This is a genomic window from Pseudonocardia asaccharolytica DSM 44247 = NBRC 16224, assembly GCF_000423625.1.
GTDB classification, from domain to species: domain Bacteria; phylum Actinomycetota; class Actinomycetes; order Mycobacteriales; family Pseudonocardiaceae; genus Pseudonocardia; species Pseudonocardia asaccharolytica.
Genome location: NZ_AUII01000008.1, coordinates 126,610 through 143,027, shown reverse-complemented (window position 1 = coordinate 143,027; position 16,418 = coordinate 126,610). Strand labels below are relative to the sequence as shown.

Genomic DNA, 16,418 nt, shown 5'->3' with positions numbered 1-16,418 from the left:
CGCCGATCACGATGAGTCGACCCGCAGCACCGCGGTCGTTCCGGTGGGTCGTGGCACCAGGCCATCGCCGATGGAGTCCGCGAGCCTCCGGACGACGACCAGCTGGCGACGGGCGCGCATCCGATGCCCCGCGAGCTGGGAGACGTTGCGCGTCCCGTCCCGGAACGCGTTCAGCTTGACCATGCCGCCGCGCGGCCGGTACTCGATCGGGACCTCGTCGCAACGAAATCCCTTCACATAGGCCTCGTTCTTGATCTCCTGAGAGAAGGGCATTCCTCCCGACCGCACGTCGAGATGCCGCCAGATCCTCCGCCGAAAGATCCACATCCCGGACTGCGAGTCGCGGAAGGGTACATGGAAGAGTCCGCGGTTGGCTGCGGTCAACACCCGGTTCCCGACGGTGTGCGACCTCTTCATCGCGTTCCGGTTCGCGCGGCCGAGACGGTTCGTCGACAGGAAGTCGAACCTGCCGGCCTGCATATGGTCGAGGAGACCGGGGAGTGCGTCGAACGGATAGGTGCAGTCGGCGTCTCCCGTCGCGATCACGTCGCCGCGAGCGACCGCGAACCCGGTGTGGTACGCGTTCCCGTAACCGCGGGCCGGCTGCAGGTAGACGAGGGCGCCGTGGGCGGTGGCGACCTCCGCGGTGGCGTCATTCGATGCGTTGTCGACGATGATGATCTCCAGATCGCAGCCCTCGGCAGCGATCTCCTCTCGCGGGATGGTGCCTATCACCCGCGGGATGTTCTCCTCCTCGTTCAACGCCGGGATGACGATCGAGAGACTGTGGATGCTCGGCCACCGCCGGGCGCCGATCTCGCCTCGAGTTGCCGGTTTCGACGGTCCCGGCTCGACGGAGTCCGCATCGAGCGTTGCGGTCATGGTCAGCTGCTCCCCGTGGATCACTGGTCCCTTGGCCCGGTCGGTGTCACCGGACCGGCGTGATGAGCCACCGGGTAGCTCGAAGGAACGCGACGTGACGTTTCGCTTTGAACGCTACTCAATACGGGTGATATCGTCACTGCACGTATCGAAATGCGGGGTATGTCGAGCACTGTTCGTATTGTCGGAAGACCAGACCACCTACTTGGCGCAGGCACGCCTCGCTACTTCCGCAACCCACTCGCGAACATACGAAACGCAGCGTTTCGTTCGGTCGCGCCCGCGACAGGGTTCAGCCGGCGGTCACGACGACAGCCGGGGGAGCCGTCCCTCCAATACCAGATCCGTGAGCTGATCGACGAGTGCCGGGGTCGGATGGCGGCCGAGCAGGATCCGGCTGAGCACCGTACCGGCGATCAGGTCGAGCATCAGGTCGGCATCAAGGTCGTGTGGCAGGTCGCCGCGGCTGATGAGGGCATAGACGATGGAGGAGCCCGCGGCCCGGTGCGGCCCGAGCATCGCGGCAAGCTGCCGCTGGCCCGCCAGATCGTTTCTGAGATCGCCCGAGACCGCCGCGATCATCCGGCCGGCCGGCGAGGCCACCGCCTCCACGATCCGCCGGACCAGCTCGCGGACGACCGTCGCGGAGTCGCCGGTCACCTCGATCGGGCCCTGCCGCATCGCCGTGAGCGCAACATCGACGGCGTCGATGACCAGGCTCGCCTTCGTCGACCACCACCGGTAGACAGTGCTCTTGCCGACCCGGGCGCGTGCGGCGACCCCCTCCATCGTCATCTGGTGGTAGTCGACCTCCTGGAACAGCGCCATCGTCGCCTCCATGATCGCCGCACGCGACTGGGCGACACGAGGGTGCGTAAGTGGCCGATCGAGAGCTTCCATCATCACGTCCAGAGGAGGTCGGCGCCACCGGTCGCGGGCCTGCCTGCCGGGCAGGACCGGCGATCTTGACGAGACTGGGCAAGGATGCCCACTCTAATCGCTGCGTAACGGAACACACCGTGTGCGTGACGGCGTCCCCGGGCGGGATCCACGGTCAGAGGTCGAGCCATGACCGTGCGTGGTTCTCGGCCGGCACTGTAACGAACCGAGCCGATCCCCCGAGTCGACCCCCCATGGAGCGACGACGGGAAGGGGGCAGGAGATGAGCGAGCTGACGGCGGTGATCCAAGCAGGGGGGCGGGGAACGCGGCTGGCCCCGTACTCGACCGTCCTGCCGAAAGCCCTGATGCCGATCCGGGACGGAACCGTGATCGACAACCTGCTGGAGCAGTTCAGCGCTGCCGGCGTCGGGACGGTGCTCGTCACGGTCAGCGAGTTCGGCCCCCTGATCCGCAGCTACTGCGGCGACGGAGACCGCTGGGGCCTCGACATCGAGTACATCAAGGAGGAGGAGCCGCTCGGCACGATCGGTCCGTTGAACCCCCTGCGGCAGCGGCTCGACGGCCCGTTCTTCGTCTCGAACTCCGACGTCTTCACCGACCTCGCGCTCAAGGACGTGCTCGCCGAGCACGAGGCGCAACCGGCTCCGCTGACCGTCGTGGTCACCCGCCAGACCGTGAACATCGCCTACGGGGTGCTGGACCACGTCGCGGGCCGGGTCGTCGACTTCCGCGAGAAGCCCACGGAGGAGTTCTGGGTGAGCACCGGGATCTACTTCATGGAACCGGCCGTCTTCGACCACATCCCGCCCAGCGGTCCCTTCGGCTTCGACCAGCTCATGCGCGCGATGCTGGACAGCGGAACACCGGTGAACGTGTACGAGCACGAGGGGCGCTGGATCGACATCGGCCGGATCGAGGATCTGCGCCGCGCCCAGGAACAGGCCGCCGCCGCCCTCGCGAACCGCTCGTGAGCACGGTCGCCGCGCCACCGTTGATCGAGCTCGGCGCCCCGGTCCTCGGCGAGGAGGAGAAGCGCGCACTGGCCGAGGTGATCGACGACGGCTGGCTCACGATGGGCGAGCGGGTACGCCGGTTCGAGCAGACGTTCGCGGAGCTGCACGGTGTCGAGGACGCCGTGGCGGTGAGCTCGGCGACCGCCGCCCTGCAGCTGAGTCTCGCCGTCCACGGAATCGGCCCCGGCGACGAGGTGCTCGTTCCCTCGCTCAGCTTCGTGGCGACGGCGAGCGTCGTCGTCCACAGTGGCGCGAAACCGGTGTTCGTCGACGTGGTGGCCCCGGATCGCCCGCACCTCTGCCTGGAGGACGCGCGGGCACGGATCACCCGACGGACGCGTGCGGTCATCGTCATGCACTACGGCGGCTACGGGCTCGACATGCCGCGGTGGCGCGCGTTCGCCGACCGGTTCGATCTGCTCCTGTTCGAGGACGCCGCCCACGCGGCCGGACTGACCGGCACCGCCGGCATGCTCAGCGACGCCGCCGCCTTCAGCTTCTTCACCAACAAGAACATGACCACCGCCGAGGGCGGAATGCTGCTCGTCCGCGACCCGGCGCGCCGCGCCAGGGCCCGGCGCCTGCGGGCCCACGGCATGACGGCCGGCACGTCGGACCGCGACCGGGGGCGTGCGGTCGGCTACGACGTCGTCGACTGTGGACACAACTACCGGATGGATGAGCTCCGCGCGGCATTGGGACTGGTGCAGCTCAAGCGGTTGCGGGGGTGGAACGACACCCGCCGGGAACTCACCCGCGCCTATCGCGGGGCCATGGCGCACGAGCTTCCCGAGGTCGTCGTGCCCTTCGACGAGGCACACCCGACGACGGCGCACATCCTGCCGGCCCTGCTGCCGCCCGGCGTCGATCGACGAGCGGTGATGGCCCGGATGCGCGCCGCACGGGTGCAGACGAGCATGCATTACCCACCGATTCATCTGTTCGACTACTACACGCGCTCGTTCGGTACCGTCCCGCTCCCGCACACCGAGCGATTCAGCGAGACCGAGCTGACCCTGCCGCTCCACCCCCAGCTGAGCATGTCGGATGTCGAGCGGGTCGTGCGCTCGCTGCGCGATGCCATGGGTGCGGCCGGGACGGCTGCCCGCAGCGAGAGGGAATGACGACGTGAACCTGGACTTCAACGGACGCACGGTGCTGGTGGTCGGGGGTGCCGGCTATGTCGGCTCGGTACTGACCAGCCGGCTGCTCGACGCGGGCGCGCGGGTACGTGTGCTCGACCAGCTCATCTACGACAACGGGTTCTCGCTCCAGCACCTGCTCGATCGCGAGCGAATCACCTTTCTCCGCGGCGACCTGCGCGACCCCGAGGTGTTCGCCCGGGCGGCCTCCGGAGCCGACGACGTCGCGCTGCTCGCGTCCCTGGTGGGCGATCCGGTGTGCAAGAAATACCCGGAACTGGCGCGGCAGGTCAATGCGGACGGAGCCAGGCGCATCATCGACGACCTCGACGCGCTGGGCGTGCAGCGATTCGTCTTCACCTCGACCTGCAGCAACTACGGAATCCACGATCCGGCGTCCTTCGCGCGCGAGGACAGCGAGCTGAACCCGCAGTCCCGCTATGCCCAAACCAAGATCGAGGTCGAGCAGTACCTGCTGGAGCGGGCGACCCGGATGCAGACCAGTTCCACCGTGCTGCGCATCGCGACGGCCTATGGGCTCTCGCCACGAATGCGGTTCGACCTGACGGTGTCCCAGTTCGCCTGGGAACTCGCCTCCGGTGCGGAGCTGCTGGTCTACGACGCGGAGACCTGGCGTCCCTACTGCCACGTCCGCGATATCGCCAAGGCGATCATGACGGCCCTCATGGCCCCGCCCGAGATGGTCCGGGCCGAGGTCTTCAACGTCGGCGACAACACCCAGCAGTTCACGAAGCGAATGATCGTGGAGGAGGTACAAAAGCACGTGACCTCCACGAAGGTCACCTATCGGGACGGGGACACCGACCCGCGGAACTACCGGGTTTCGTTCGACAAGATCTCGGACCGGCTGGGATTCCAGATGGACCATCGCGTACCGGACTACATCGGCGCGCTGACGGCCGCGGTGCAGGCCGGGGTGTTCCCCGATGTCCGCGGAAACCCGAGGTACGGCAACTACGAGGTCAGGCACCTCGGCTGAGGCCGGCCGGCCCCCGTCGCACCGGACGGCCGGGTCGCGGTCAGACCCCGATGAGCCGGGCGGCCAGATAGGACTCGACCTGGTCGAGCCCGATTCGATCCTGGGCCATGGTGTCGCGCTCGCGGATCGTCACCGCGTCGTCGGTCAGGGTGTCGAAGTCGACCGTGATGCAGAACGGCGTGCCGATCTCGTCCTGGCGGCGGTAGCGGCGCCCGATCGCGCCGGCGTCGTCGAACTCGACGTTCCAGTTCCGCCGCAGCATCGCGGCGAGATCGCGGGCCTTGGGCGAGAGGTCGGCGTTGCGCGACAGCGGCAGCACCGCCGCCTTGACCGGCGCGAGCCTGCGGTCGAGCCGCAACACCACCCGCTTGTCCACCCCACCCTTCGCGTTGGGTGCCTCGTCCTCGGCGTAGGCCTCGACGAGGAACGCCATCATCGACCGCCCGACACCGGCCGCCGGCTCGATCACATAGGGCCGGTAGCGGGTGCCCGATGCCTGGTCGTAGAACGACAGGTCGACGCCGGAGTGGTTGGAGTGCGTCGTCAGATCGAAATCGGTGCGGTTCGCGATGCCCTCGAGCTCGCCCCACTCCTGGCCCTGGAAACCGAACCGGTACTCGATGTCCACCGTGCGCTTCGAGTAGTGGGAGAGCTTCTCCTTGGGGTGCTCGTAGTGGCGCAGGTTCTCCCGCGCGATCCCCAGGCCGACATACCAGCGCGTGCGCTCGTCGATCCAGTACTGGTGCAGTTCCTCGTCGGTGCCCGGCTCGACGAAGTACTCCATCTCCATCTGCTCGAACTCGCGAGTGCGGAAGATGAAGTTGCCCGGCGTGATCTCGTTGCGGAAGCTCTTACCCATCTGGCCGATGCCGAACGGCGGCTTGCGGCGCGAGGTCGTCTGCACGTTGAGGAAGTTCACGAAGATGCCCTGCGCGGTCTCCGGGCGCAGGTAGTGCAGGCCCTCCTCGGACTCGACCGGGCCGAGGAACGTCTTGAGCATCATGTTGAACTCGCGCGGCTCGGTGTACTGGCCGCGGGTGCCGCAGTTCGGGCAGGGCACCTGCGACAGATCGTCCTCCGCGATCTGCCTGCCGGTGCGCTCCGCGTACTCCTCGGCGAGCTGGTCGGCACGGAACCGCTTGTGACAGCTCGTGCATTCCACGAGCGGGTCGTGGAACGCACTGAGATGCCCGGAGGCGACCCACACCTGGCGCGGCAGGATCACCGACGAGTCGAGGCCGACGACGTCCTCGCGGCCGGTGACCATCGAGCGCCACCACTGCCGCTTGATGTTCTCCTTCAGCTCGACACCGAGCGGACCGTAGTCCCAGGCCGACCGGGTTCCACCGTAGATCTCACCGGAGGCGAAGACGAAGCCGCGACGCTTCGCGAGCGCGACGATGGTGTCGATCTTGGCGGAAGTCGGCTTGCTGGCCACGAGGCGAACTCCTGCGAGGTGGGACGGCGAGCCCCCAGGTTAGCCGCCGCCGCCGAACGCTCCGGCCTCGGCCCGGCAGCGCACGGTGCGTCGCCACGGCCGCAGACCGAGGACGCCCCGCTCTCCGTCCGCGAATCGCGGCCGATCGATCCAGACCGCCTACCATGGGGAGCGCGGCCATCAGGGACGATCCACCGTGGGGCGAGGCCGCCGCCCGCGGAACGGGGGGACGATGTCGATCACCGCAGGTGCCGGGCCCGCCGAGGAGCATGTTCACTCCACGGAGCGACCCCCCGTCGAGCCGGGCCCGGTGCGCACCCCGCGCACCCTCGCCGCGGCCGGCGACCTGCTCCGCGCGCTCGCCGCACCGGTCCGGATCGCGATCGTGCTACAACTGCTGGAGTCGGCACGCTGCGTGCATGACCTCGTCGATGCGCTCGGGGTCGCCCAGCCGCTGATCAGCCAGCATCTGCGGGTGCTCAAGGCGGCCGGGGTGGTGCACGGCGAGCGTCATGGACGGGAGGTCCTCTACTCACTCGTCGACGACCATCTCGCACATATCGTCGTCGATGCGGTGGCACATGTGGAGGAGCCCGGATGACCAACGCCCGCACGAGCCCGCCGCGCGCGATGCGGGCGACCCGGCAGCGCGCCGCCATCTCCGCGCTGCTCGACCGCCTCGAGGACTTCCGATCCGCCCAGGAGATCCACGAGGAGTTGCGCCGCAACGGCGAGGGCATCGGCCTGACCACCGTGTACCGGACCCTGCAGGCGCTCGCCGACAGCGGCGAGATCGACATGCTGCGCACCAGCAGCGGCGAGGCCGTCTACCGGCGCTGCGAATCGGCCGACCATCATCACCACCTGGTGTGCCGGCGCTGTGGCGCGGCCGCGGAGATCGAGGGGCCCGCGGTCGAGACCTGGGCCCAGCGGGTCGCCGACGAACACGGTTTCACCGACCTCAGCCACACCGTGGAGATCTTCGGCCTCTGCCGCGCCTGCTCTCCCCCTGTGAGTGCGTAACAGTGTTAGAACACTGTTACGCACTCACGGTCGCGTCTCATATCGAGATTCTCGCCGCCTCTGCCCGCGGCTAACCTCCAGCGGACGCATGCAGGGAGGCAGGCCAACGTGACAGACGCGCCGAGCAACGGGACGACCGGCAGCATCCCGGAGGCGCCCACCTCCGTCCGCAGGCTCGACACACCGCAATCCGGCGAGCTCGCCCGGCTGGCGGCCGTCTTCGAGGATCTGCAGTACGTGCTGCGCTGCTGCGAGCACCTGGTCACCGCGCTGAACGCCCCCGACTCCGGCCCGGCCAGGGTGGAGACCGACGCCGCGCTGATCGAGGCGCTCTGGACGGGCGCGCTCGTCGGGTACGTGCGGTGCTTCTCCGGACGGACCGGCGTGCTCACCGAGGACGACCTCACCGCGCTCAACCTCGAGGGCCAGGTCCTCGATTTCCACAACCTGCTCGAGCGGCTGCGCGACCACTACGCGTCCCGGCACGTGAACCCGCGGGAGACCTTCACGATCGGAGTCGCGCAGGCGAACGACGGGGCCCCGACCGGCGTCGCGGTCGTCTCCGGGCGCCAGCCCGGCGTCGACGACACCACCGTGCGCCAGCTCGGGCGAGTCGCCTACGAGCTGTCCGGGCTGGTCGACCGGCGGATGCAGGAGGCCCAGCAGCAGGTGCTCGCCGCGGCGGCCGAGATGAACCCGGTGGCGCTCAACGCCCTTCCGTTGGTGCACCTGAGCGACTGACCTGCCCGGGGAGCGCCGCTACTCGACGTCCGCGGTCAGCTCGGTGCGGACCGTCGAGGCGTTGCTGACCACCAGCATCAGCAGCGTGCCCATCGCCTGCTCGCTCAGCCCGACGGCCGGGAACGCGTAGCGCAGCGTGATGTCCCAGCCGTGGCTGCCCCTGACCGCGCCGAGCGAGCCGAACAACCCCTCCCCGGCCCGCAGCCCCACCCGGGTGGCGATGTCCAACTCGGCCGGGAGGTCCCAGGCGACGACGCACGTCAGGCTGAGCACCGGCAGTCCCTCCGCCAGCTCCAGACCCTGCAGAACGCACAGCACCTCGCCGTGCCGGAAGGTCAGCGCGCCGTCGGGATCGACGTTGACCTCGAGGTAGCGCTCCAGGGCGCGCCGGGCGGTGTCGAGCATCTCCGGGATCGGGTCGCCGTTCATGACACTCATGACGCCGTCCCGGGCTTGTCGAGCGCACCGCCGAAGCGACGGTCCCGTTTCGCGTAGATCTCAACGGCCCGCCAGAGGTGCCGGCGATCGAAGTCGGGGAACAGCGTGTCCAGGAAGACCATCTCCGCATAGGCCGACTGCCAGAGCAGGAAGTTCGACGTGCGCTGCTCACCCGAGGAGCGCACGAACAGGTCGACGTCGGGCATGTCCGGCTCGTCGAGGAACCGCGCGATCGTCCGCTCGTCGATCTTGTCGGGGTTGATCCGACCCGCCGCGGCGAGCCGGGCGATCTGCCGCACCGCGTCGGCGACCTCGGCGCGCCCACCGTAGTTGACGCACATGGTGAGGTTCAGGACGTCGTTGTGCCTCGTCTTCTCCTCCGCGATCTCCAGCTCCTTGATCACGCTTCGCCAGAGCCGCGGCCTGCGGCCCGCCCAGCGCACCCGCACCCCCATTGCGTGCATCTCATCAACCCGGCGGCGGATGACGTCGCGGTTGAAGCCCATCAGGAAGCGCACCTCGTCGGGGCTGCGCTTCCAGTTCTCCGTGGAGAAGGCATAGGCCGACAACCACCGCACACCGATGTCGATACAGCCGCGGGCGACGTCCATCAGGGAGGCCTCGCCGCGCCGGTGCCCCTCGATCCGGGGAAGCCCGCGGGCGTTCGCCCAGCGGCCGTTGCCGTCCATCACCAGCGCGACGTGGTTCGGGACGAGCTCGGGCGGGATCGCGGGAGGCCGCGCGCCCGACGGATGCGACGGGGGTGGGGAGAAGCGGGCCACGGACGGTCACCCTACGGGCCGGGGCGCGACCGGCCGCACGGTGCCGGGGTCATCGGGGGCGGATGACCAGGACGGCCGAGTCGACCCGGGGTGACGGCCGGAACGCCGCTCTCGGGATGGCGAGACCTCGCCGGAGGACGAAGTCACGAGCCCACCGCCCCGATCCGGCTGCACCCCCCTCGACGAAGCGCCGCACCACCGCTCGCTGCAGCACCGGATGCAGCTCCACGGCGACCACCCGGGCACCGGCCGCGACCAGATGCTCGGTCAGGGCACCGTTCCCGGCACCGACGTCGACCACCAGGTCGCCCGGCCGGACACCCGCCTCGGCGACGACGCGCACCGCCCAGTCGTCAGCGAGCCGGTGCCATCCCCACGACCGGCGCGTCCGTGCGGGCCATGCCTGCCTCCGGCGCTCGTAGCCGGACACGACGGACCATCACCATGAAAGCGGACATGGCGGCGAGCCTAGGTCGGCCCGCCGCGGCACCGCGATCGAATTTCCGGCCGCCGCGTAGGCAGCGCCCGGCGTCGGCCTCGCCGGTGCGGATCACGTGCGCGCTCGCCGAGCCCCCTCCCGCCGTGCGGGCCGCCGCCTGGTTCGTCGTGTCCGAGGCCGTGACGAACGCGGCGAAGCACCCCGGCGCGGCCGACGTCGCGATCGACGTGCACCCGCTGCTCATCCTCGACCGTCGGCTCGCACAGGCTCCTGGCCCACGCTGCGCGTTCCTGACTCCGCCGCAGGAGTGAACGTCCGCCGCTCCACCAGCGGCAGCGACCGCAGCTGCCGCTCCAGGTGCCACTGCAGATGCGCGGCCACGATCCCGCTCGTGTCGCGGCGGGTGACCGGGGCGGCCGCGTCGGCGGTGGCCCAGTCGCCGTGCAACAGCGCGTCGAGCAGCGTGAACGTCTCGCGCGACGGCGTGATCGAGCCGGGAGGACGGCAGCGCGGGCATACCGCTCCCCCGGCCGCGATGTTGAACGCCGGATGCGGGCCGGGCGCGGCGCAGCGGGCGCAGTCGTTGATCGCGGGCGCCCAGCCCGCGTGCGTCATCGCGCGGAGCAGGAACGCGTCGAGCACCAGCGACGGGTCGCGCTCCCGGCCGGCCAGCGCCCGAATCGCCCCGACCAGCAGCAGATACACCCGCAGCGCGGGCTCGCCCTCCTCCGCGACGATCCGATCGGCCGTCTCCAGCACCGCACAGCCCGCGGTGTACCGCGCGTAGTCGCTGATCAGACCGGCGCCGAACGCGTCGACCGTCTGGGCCTGGGTGATGACGTCGAGGGTGCGGCCGGTGTGGCACTGCACGTCGACATGGTTGAACGGCTCCAGCCGCGCACCCCAGCGCGACCGGGTGCGGCGCACCCCCTTGGCCACGGCGCGGATCTTCCCGTGCCGACGCGTCAGCAGCGTGACGATCCGGTCGGCCTCACCCAGCTTCTGCACGCGCAGCACCACACCGGTGTCGCGGTACAGGCTCATTCCACGAGCCTACGACGCGTTCGCGATCGCCAACCGCGCGCCGGGGCCAGTTTCCGCGGCCTCACCGAACCGGCGAGGATGCGGGTGTGGACCGCGAGCCGTGGCGGAGTGCCGATCCGACCCTGTCCGGCTTCGAACCCTGGGAACGGTTCCCCGATCCGCTCGCCGCGCCGGCCGGGCTGGAGCCGCTCGTCGAGGACGTGGCCGCCGTGCCCGGCGAGTCCTTCGCGAGCCCGCTGGAACCCACGCATCCGACGGTGGGTTCCGTTGCCTCCGCCCCGACACCGCCGGGGCTTCTCGACGCCGCTGCACCAGCCCCACCGCAGCCCCCGGGGCCCGTGGTCCAGCCCGCCCCCACGCCGCTCGTCCGAGACCGGTACCGGCCCCGGCGCGCTCGCTGCCGCTCCCGCCGAAGGGCGCGAAACCGGCGAACCGACGGCTCAAGCCGGGCGCGAAACCGCTCCCACCGCGGGCGACCCCACCACCGGTACCTGTACCACCCGCCGACGCCCGTCCGATTCCGCGACCGCCCACCGGGCAGCCGGGCCCGGCCCGGCCCGGCCTCCGGAGATCAGCAACACCGCCGGCTGCGGCTGCCTGCTGTCGCTTTCTGCTGCCGCCGGTCGGGCTCCTGCTCGGCCTGGTCACGCTGTTGGGCAAGCGCACGGAGGCAGAGAGGGGGTCGGCCTCATGAGCGTCGTCGTCGGCGGCGCGCTGACCGATCTCCTGCTGTGGCTCCTCATCTGAGCCCATCTCCGCAGCTCAAACCCCCCTGTGAGTGCGTAACAGTGTTAGAACACTGTTACGCACTCACAGGGGTTAGAAGCCGAGTTTGCGCAGCTGGCGCGGGTCGCGCTGCCAGTCCTTGGCCACCGTGACATGCAGGTCCAGGTAGACCTTGGTGCCCAGCAGCGCCTCGATCTGGCGGCGCGAGTCGCTTCCCACCTGACGCAGCCGCTCCCCGCCCTTGCCGATCACGATGCCCTTCTGGCTGGGCCGTTCGACGTAGATGGTCGCGTGCACGTCGAGCAGCGGCGGCGCGGACTCGGGGCGATCCTCGCGCGGCACCATCTCCTGGATCACCACGGCAATCGAATGCGGCAGCTCGTCGCGCACGCCCTCCAGCGCGGCCTCCCGGATCAGCTCCGCGACCAGCGTCTCCTCGGGTTCGTCGGTGAGCTCGCCGTCCGGGTAGAGCGGCGGGCCCTCGGGAAGCCGCGCGACCAGGAGGTCGGCGAGCAGGTCCACCTGGAACCCGTCAACGGCCGAGCAGGGCACGACCTCGGCGAAGTCCATGAGCCCGGTGACCTGGGTGAGCCGCTCGGCGATCTGCTCGGGCCGGGCGAGGTCGGTCTTGGTGACGATCCCGAGCACCGGGGTGCGGTTCGCCACCGATCGCAGCTCCCCCGCGATGAACTCGTCCCCCCGGCCCACCGGCTGGTCGGCGGGCACGCAGAAGCCGATGACGTCGACCTCGGCCCATGTCTCGCGGACGACGTCGTTGAGCCTGCTGCCGAGCAGCGTGCGCGGCTTGTGCAGGCCGGGTGTGTCGACGACGACGAGCTGCGCGTCGGGCCGGTGCAGGATGCCACGGATGGCGTGCCGCGTGGTCTGCGGGCGGCTCGACGTGATCGCGATCTTGGACCCGATCAGCGCGTTGGTGAGCGTGGACTTGCCGGCGTTGGGCCGCCCGACGAAGCAGGCGAACCCGGACCGGAAGCCCTCCGGGACCTGGGCGAAACCGGTCACGCCTCGCTCCGCTCGGCTCGTGAGCGAGAAGGAACGCTGGAGCAGACGTGCGCGCTCACGGACGCCCCAGCCGCGCGACGATCTCCCGGCCGATCGGCAGCGCGGCGGTGGCGGCCGGGCTGGGGGCGTTGAGCACATGTAGCACCGCGGGCGGACCGGCGCTGCCGTCGACTCTGCCCTGCTCGACGAACAGGAAGTCGTCGACGAGCGTGCCGTCCGGTTTGACGGCCTGCGCGCGCACGCCCGCTCCCGCCGGATGCAGGTCGGCGGCCTGCACCTCCGGGAGCATCCGCTGGATCTGGGTGACCATCGCCTTCCGCGACAGCGACCGGTGCATCTCGCCGAAACCGTAGCGCCAGTGCCGCCTGGCGATCCGCAGCATGCCCGGGTACGTGATGGTCTCCAGGAACTCCCTGGGCTTGATCGCGCCCCACGAGTAGCCCTCGCGGGCCAGCGCGAGCACGGCGTTCGGGCCTGCGTGGACGTGCCCGTCGATGCCGCGGGTCGCGTGCACCCCGAGGAACGGGAAGGCCGGATCGGGCACCGGGTAGATCAGACCCTTGACCAGTGCCGCGGCCCGGTCGCCGAAGCCCGAGTACTCGCCGCGGAACGGGATGATCCGGATGTCGGGGTCGGCGCCCGCGGCCTTCGCCACCTCGTCGCAGCGCAGGCCGGCGCAGACGACCACCTGCGTACCGAGCAGGTCGCCATCCTCGGTGCGCGCCACGACGTCGGCGGCCCGGCGCACGATCCGGCGGACGGCGCGGCCGAGGTGCACCTCGCCGCCCTCCTTCACCACGAGCTCGCCGAGCTTCTCCGCGATCGCGCGGTAGTCGGTGATGCCGGTCGACGGCACGTAGAGCGCGGCGATACCCCGCACGTGCGGTTCGTGCTCGCGCATCCCGGCCTGGTCCAGCTCGCGGTTGGGGACGCCGTTGGCATCGCCGCGCCGGCTGAGCTCCGCGAGCCGCGGCAGCTCCTCGGGCTCGGTGGCGACGACGAGCTTGCCGGTGATCTCGTGGGGCAGGTCGTGCTCGCGGCAGAACGCCACCGTCTCCGCGCAGCCGGCCACGGCCAGCCGGGCCTTGAAGCTGCCGGGGGCGTAGTAGAGCCCGGAGTGGATGACACCCGAGTTGTTGCCGGTCTGGTGGTTCGCCAGCCGCGGCTCACGCTCGAGGACGGCGACGGAGCGGCCGGACCGGGCGACCTCGTAGGCCGTGGCCAGCCCGACGATCCCGCCGCCGACGACGACGACGTCGAACCGCGGGGTGGGCGGCAGCGCCCCGCCGGGGCGGGCCGCGGCCACGGTGGCGGCATCGGCGCGGAGACCCCCCGACCCGGTCGCGGAAATACCGCGACTCGCGGGGGTCACGTGGTGGCTCCGGCAACGTAGGTCTGCTGGACGGCGCCGGATGCGTCCGCGACGATCACGGCCGCGGCGGGGGCCAGATCGCGGACGGCGCCGAGCGAGGCGACGTCGAGCGCGTCCGCGTCGGTCACCACGGCAGCGGCCTCCAGACCGGGCGCGCCGCTGGACACCGCGGCGGCCACGGCCGCCTGCAACGCGGTGAGCCGCAGCGACGGAAGGGCGACGGTGGCCGCGGTGTAGGTGCGGCCGTCGGTATCGCGCACCGCGGCACCCTCGGCGGCCCCGGTGCGGGCTCGCGCGGAACGGGCCAGGGTCACGATCTTCGCGTCCTCGGGGTCGAGGCCGCCGCGGTCACTTGCGGACATCTGTTCCTTCCCGACGGGCGGTGTCTCCACCGGCCCCGTCCTGCTCTGCGTCGGCACCGTCGGCAACGTCGCCGTGCTCGGCACCTGCCTCCCGCTCCACCGGGCTGACGAGCACGGTCGAGATCCGGATCCGGCCACGGGCGTCCTTGCCGCCCTCGGCCCGCAGCCGCAGCCCGGCGACCTCGGCCTCGGCTCCGGGCAGCGGCACCCGGCCGAGCCGCTCGGCCAGCAGCCCGCCGACCGTGTCGACGTCCGTCGCCTCCAGCGCCGTCGCCAGCTCGGTGCCGAGCTCGCTGTCGGCTCCGCTGCCGAACAGCTCACCGAGATCCTCGACCGGCAACCGCGCGGCGACCCGCAGCCTACGTCCGTCCAGCTCCTGGACCACAGGCACCTCCTCGGCGTCGTACTCGTCGGTGATCTCACCGACGATCTCCTCGAGGATGTCCTCGATCGTGACGACGCCCGCGGTGCCGCCGTACTCGTCGACCACGATGGCCATGTGGTTGCGGGTGCGCTGCATCTCCTTGAGCAGCTCGTCGATCCGCTTGCTGTCGGGCACGAACACCGCGGGCCGGGCGACCTCGGTGAGCGCCACATCGGGCCGGTCGGAGTGCAGGGCGCCGACGAGGTCCTTGAGATAGGCGACGCCGATGATGTCGTCGATGCCCTCGCCGAGCACCGGCAGCCGCGAGTAGCCGCTCTTGAGCGCGAGCCGCAGTACCTTGTCCACCGGTGTGTCGTGCTCCACCCACATGACGTCCGGGCGCGGCACCATCACCTCGCGGACCACGGTGTCGCCCAGCTCGAAGACCGAGTGGATCATCTGTCGCTCGTTCTCGTCGACGACGCCGCGCGTGCTGGCCATATCGACGAGCTCGCGCAGCTCGACCTCCGAGGAGAACGGTCCCTCCCGGAACCCGGGACCCGGGGTGATCGCGTTGCCCACCAGGATCAGCAGCGTGGCCAGCGGCGAGAGCAAGGTGGCCAGCGCACGGATCGGCGCGGCGACGAGCATGCCCACCCGGTAGGGGTGCTGGCGGCCGAGCGTGCGGGGCCCGACGCCGATCAGGACGTAGCTGACCACCACCATGATCACGGCGGCGAGCAGCACCCCCAGCCAGGGCGGGGTGACCACCCGCAGCAGCGCCACCGAGAGCAGCACCGTCGCGGCCGTCTCGGCCGCGAGCCGCAGCAGCAACAACAGGTTGACGTGCCGGGGCCGATCGGCGGCGACGGCGGCCAGCGCCCGCGCGCCCGGCCGCCGGGCCCGCACCAGGGACTCGACTCGCGCCCGCGACACGGAGGTGATCGCGGCATCGGCCGCGGCGAACAGCCCGGCGAGCGGCACCAGCAGCACGGCGACGGCGATCATCGTCGCGGTGGCGCTCACGGCGTCAGTCGTCCTCGAGCCCGACGGTGCCCAGCACCCGGGTGTCGCTGCGCCGCTGGGCCCGGCGGGCGGCGGCGTCGGCGCGGGCGCGCCGCCAGTCGCGCAACAGCTTGCCCTGCAGCGTGAACATCTCGCGTTCCTGCTCGGGTTCGGCGTGCTCGTAGCCGAGCAGGTGCAGCACGCCGTGCACGGTGAGCAGGTGCAGCTCGTCGGCGAGACCGTGGCCCGCCTTGCGGGCCTGCTCGCGGGCGAACGCGGGACACAGCACGATGTCGCCGAGCAGCGCGGGCCCGATGTCGGGGGCGTCGGGTCTGCGGGTCTCGTCGACCAGCTCGTCCATCGGGAACGCCATGACGTCGGTGGGCCCTGGCTCGTCCATCCAGCGCTCGTGCAGCTCGGTCATCGCCTCCGTGGTCACGGCCGTGATCGCCAGCTCGACGGCGGGGTTGACCCCCATCGCGTCGAGCGCGTAGCGGGCCACCGACACGATCAGCGCCTCGTCCACCGCGATGCCGGACTCGTTGGCGATCTCGATGCTCACCTGGGAATCCCCCTGAACCGCTGCCGAGCGCTGCTGACCAGGATTGAGGGTATCGCCGGCGGCGGGCCGTCAGGCTGGCCGGTCGGGGTCGAACGTCGAGACGCCGAGATCGGCCACAGTCGATCGAGAATGTCGATGGCGCGGTCGTGCGCCGCTGCGG

The 16,418-nt window shown here is 70.7% G+C and carries 18 protein-coding genes; 6 read left to right on the top strand and 12 right to left on the bottom strand.

Annotation, left to right across the window (positions count from 1 at the left end; all coding sequences use genetic code 11):
• Positions 1-6 precede the first annotated feature (6 nt).
• Together G567_RS28310 and G567_RS0111745 are read right to left on the bottom strand one after the other, a co-directional pair.
• Positions 7-882 (bottom strand): glycosyltransferase family 2 protein, encoded by an 876-nt coding sequence (locus G567_RS28310; RefSeq protein WP_084796082.1) that lies wholly within the window; start codon positions 880-882, stop codon positions 7-9.
• 303 nt (positions 883-1,185) lie between these two features.
• Entirely contained in the window at positions 1,186-1,722 is a 537-nt protein-coding gene (locus G567_RS0111745; protein WP_028930147.1) for a TetR/AcrR family transcriptional regulator, read from the bottom strand.
• A gap of 322 nt (positions 1,723-2,044) precedes the next feature.
• Here G567_RS0111745 and G567_RS0111740 point away from each other — a divergent pair, with 322 nt between their 5' ends.
• The 3 genes from G567_RS0111740 to G567_RS28305 are packed head-to-tail and all read left to right on the top strand — an operon-like array spanning position 2,045 to position 4,939.
• Positions 2,045-2,755: a nucleotidyltransferase family protein gene (locus tag G567_RS0111740; RefSeq protein ID WP_211223903.1), complete on the top strand. Its 711-nt coding sequence runs from the start codon at positions 2,045-2,047 to the stop codon at positions 2,753-2,755.
• Positions 2,752-3,921, top strand: coding sequence for a DegT/DnrJ/EryC1/StrS family aminotransferase (locus tag G567_RS0111735; protein WP_211223902.1), 1,170 nt, complete (start codon positions 2,752-2,754; stop codon positions 3,919-3,921). The genes G567_RS0111740 and G567_RS0111735 overlap by 4 nt, the downstream gene beginning before the upstream one ends.
• A gap of 4 nt (positions 3,922-3,925) precedes the next feature.
• Positions 3,926-4,939 (top strand): NAD-dependent epimerase/dehydratase family protein, encoded by a 1,014-nt coding sequence (locus G567_RS28305; RefSeq protein ID WP_051232805.1) that lies wholly within the window; start codon positions 3,926-3,928, stop codon positions 4,937-4,939.
• Between the two features lie 40 nt (positions 4,940-4,979).
• Here G567_RS28305 and G567_RS0111725 read toward each other — a convergent pair whose 3' ends face one another.
• A complete protein-coding gene (locus tag G567_RS0111725; RefSeq protein ID WP_028930144.1) occupies positions 4,980-6,377 on the bottom strand; it encodes a glycine--tRNA ligase in 1,398 nt (465 codons plus the stop codon).
• A gap of 232 nt (positions 6,378-6,609) precedes the next feature.
• Between G567_RS0111725 and G567_RS0111720 the strand changes: the two genes are divergently transcribed.
• The 3 genes from G567_RS0111720 (at position 6,610) to G567_RS0111710 (ending at position 8,141) form a co-directional block, all read left to right on the top strand.
• The gene (locus tag G567_RS0111720; protein WP_028930143.1) at positions 6,610-6,978 is read left to right on the top strand and encodes an ArsR/SmtB family transcription factor; all 369 of its coding nucleotides are present in this window, start codon (positions 6,610-6,612) and stop codon (positions 6,976-6,978) included.
• Complete coding sequence (locus G567_RS0111715; RefSeq protein ID WP_028930142.1) at positions 6,975-7,400, top strand: Fur family transcriptional regulator; 426 nt, start codon at positions 6,975-6,977, stop codon at positions 7,398-7,400. The genes G567_RS0111720 and G567_RS0111715 overlap by 4 nt, the downstream gene beginning before the upstream one ends.
• A gap of 108 nt (positions 7,401-7,508) precedes the next feature.
• The gene (locus G567_RS0111710; protein ID WP_028930141.1) at positions 7,509-8,141 is read left to right on the top strand and encodes a hypothetical protein; all 633 of its coding nucleotides are present in this window, start codon (positions 7,509-7,511) and stop codon (positions 8,139-8,141) included.
• Between the two features lie 18 nt (positions 8,142-8,159).
• On the opposite strand, the gene G567_RS0111705 is transcribed toward G567_RS0111710, so the two are convergent.
• The 9 genes from G567_RS0111705 to ybeY form a co-directional block, all read right to left on the bottom strand.
• Positions 8,160-8,579 carry a hypothetical protein gene (locus G567_RS0111705; RefSeq protein ID WP_028930140.1) on the bottom strand — a complete coding sequence of 140 codons (420 nt, stop codon included), beginning with the start codon at positions 8,577-8,579 and terminating at the stop codon, positions 8,160-8,162.
• Positions 8,576-9,361: an isoprenyl transferase gene (locus G567_RS0111700; protein WP_028930139.1), complete on the bottom strand. Its 786-nt coding sequence runs from the start codon at positions 9,359-9,361 to the stop codon at positions 8,576-8,578. The genes G567_RS0111705 and G567_RS0111700 overlap by 4 nt, the downstream gene beginning before the upstream one ends.
• 49 nt (positions 9,362-9,410) lie before the next feature.
• Positions 9,411-9,791 (bottom strand): rRNA adenine N-6-methyltransferase family protein, encoded by a 381-nt coding sequence (locus tag G567_RS28300; RefSeq protein WP_147200920.1) that lies wholly within the window; start codon positions 9,789-9,791, stop codon positions 9,411-9,413.
• 249 nt (positions 9,792-10,040) lie between these two features.
• Complete coding sequence (gene recO / locus G567_RS28295) at positions 10,041-10,844, bottom strand: DNA repair protein RecO (RefSeq protein ID WP_051232797.1); 804 nt, start codon at positions 10,842-10,844, stop codon at positions 10,041-10,043.
• An 819-nt stretch (positions 10,845-11,663) separates the two neighbouring features.
• Entirely contained in the window at positions 11,664-12,593 is a 930-nt protein-coding gene (gene era / locus G567_RS0111685; protein WP_028930138.1) for a GTPase Era, read from the bottom strand.
• 55 nt (positions 12,594-12,648) lie between these two features.
• A complete protein-coding gene (lhgO, locus tag G567_RS0111680) occupies positions 12,649-13,872 on the bottom strand; it encodes an L-2-hydroxyglutarate oxidase (RefSeq protein WP_028930137.1) in 1,224 nt (407 codons plus the stop codon).
• 89 nt (positions 13,873-13,961) lie between these two features.
• Positions 13,962-14,327 carry a hypothetical protein gene (locus G567_RS0111675; RefSeq protein ID WP_028930136.1) on the bottom strand — a complete coding sequence of 122 codons (366 nt, stop codon included), beginning with the start codon at positions 14,325-14,327 and terminating at the stop codon, positions 13,962-13,964.
• A complete protein-coding gene (locus G567_RS28290) occupies positions 14,314-15,717 on the bottom strand; it encodes a hemolysin family protein (protein ID WP_084796068.1) in 1,404 nt (467 codons plus the stop codon). The genes G567_RS0111675 and G567_RS28290 overlap by 14 nt, the downstream gene beginning before the upstream one ends.
• A gap of 4 nt (positions 15,718-15,721) precedes the next feature.
• A complete protein-coding gene (gene ybeY, locus G567_RS0111665) occupies positions 15,722-16,258 on the bottom strand; it encodes an rRNA maturation RNase YbeY (protein WP_028930135.1) in 537 nt (178 codons plus the stop codon).
• Positions 16,259-16,418: the final 160 nt, after the last annotated feature.